Here is a 1,410-nt window from a genome sequence, read left to right on the forward strand (position 1 = left end):
GGAGACGCCGGTGTCTTTTTGGATCTGCAGGAACAGGTCCAGGACGCGGGCCTGGGTAGAGAGGTCCAGGGCACTGACCGGTTCGTCACAGACGATCAGTTTCGGGGCGAGGGCCAGGGCCCGGGCGATGGCCACGCGCTGGCGCTGCCCGCCGCTGAATTCCCGGGGCAGGCGGTGGATCGCGTCGGCGGGCAGGCCCACCTGGTCCAGGAGTTCCTTCACCCGCTTCTTCGCGGCGGCGGGTTCCATGCCCTGCACGCCGAGGGGTTCAGCGAGGATGTCGCCGATTTCCAGGGCAGGGTTCAGGGAGGTATAGGGGTCCTGGAAGACCACCTGGAGGTCCCGGCTGAGTGTTCGGCGTTCTTTGCGGGTGGCGTGGCTGATGTCCCTGCCCTCGAAGATGATCCGCCCGCCGGTGACCGGGGCCAGGCCCAGGACGGCGCGGCCCAGGGTGGTTTTCCCGGAACCGGACTCCCCCACCAGGCCCAGGGTTTCGCCCTGGCCGATGCTGATGTTGATCTCCGTCAGGGCACGGAACGGCCGGGAGCGCCAGCCCTTGCCCGGGTATTCCACCACGAGGTCCTCCACCCGGAGCAGCTGATCGCGGCTTACCTCGGCGGGGGCGCTGGTGCCGGTGAGGGAGGCGGTCATGAGGGGGCTCCTTTCGTGCTGGAGGTTACGAGCATGGTCATGGGTTCCTTGCCTTCGAGCATGGACCCGAGCAGGGTCCGGGTGTATGCCTCTTTCGGGGTGGACAGGATGTCCCGGACCGGTCCTTCCTCCACGAGTCGGCCGTTCTGCATCACAACAACGCGGTCGCAGAGGTCAGCCACGACGCCGAAGTTGTGGGTCACCAGGATCACGCCGACCCCCAGGCGGGCCTGGAGGTCCCGGATGAGGTCCAGGACCTCGGCCTGGACGGTGACGTCCAGGGCGGTGGTGGGTTCATCGGCGATGATCAAGTCCGGTTCGCAGCTGATCGCCCCGGCGATCAGCACGCGCTGGGCCATGCCGCCGGACACCTCGTGCGGGCAAGCCCTGAAGGTCCGGTCCGGGTTGGTGATTCCGACATCGGACAGCAGCTTCAGGGCGCGTTTTGTGGCCTCCTGCTTCGAGATGCCCAGGACCCGGATCATGGGGGTGACCAGCTGGTAACCGATGGTGAACGCCGGATCCAGGTTGGACATGGGCTCCTGCGGAATGTAGGAGATCCGCTTGCCCCGGAGCCTGGAAACACGGTCCTGGTTCACCTTCTCATCGCCCGGGGCCACGGTGTAGTTGCCGTCGAACTGGATGGATCCCGCCACGATGCGGGCGGTGTCCGGGAGCAGGCCAAGGATCGAGAACGCGGTCTGGGACTTGCCTGAGCCGGATTCTCCCACGATGCCGAGGATCTCCCCGCGGTCAACG

2 protein-coding genes are annotated in these 1,410 nt (G+C 66.9%); both read right to left on the reverse strand.

Going from position 1 to position 1,410, the window contains the following annotated elements; genetic code table 11:
- Positions 1-651, reverse strand: a 651-nt coding sequence (locus AC6CHP_RS20685; protein WP_498232040.1) for an ATP-binding cassette domain-containing protein, incomplete at its 3' end; no start/stop codon positions are given.
- Positions 648-1,410, reverse strand: a 763-nt coding sequence (locus tag AC6CHP_RS20690) for an ABC transporter ATP-binding protein (protein ID WP_498232042.1), incomplete at its 5' end; no start/stop codon positions are given. The genes AC6CHP_RS20690 and AC6CHP_RS20685, both read right to left, overlap by 4 nt.

This window comes from Pseudarthrobacter sp. GQ63 (genome assembly GCF_059758765.1).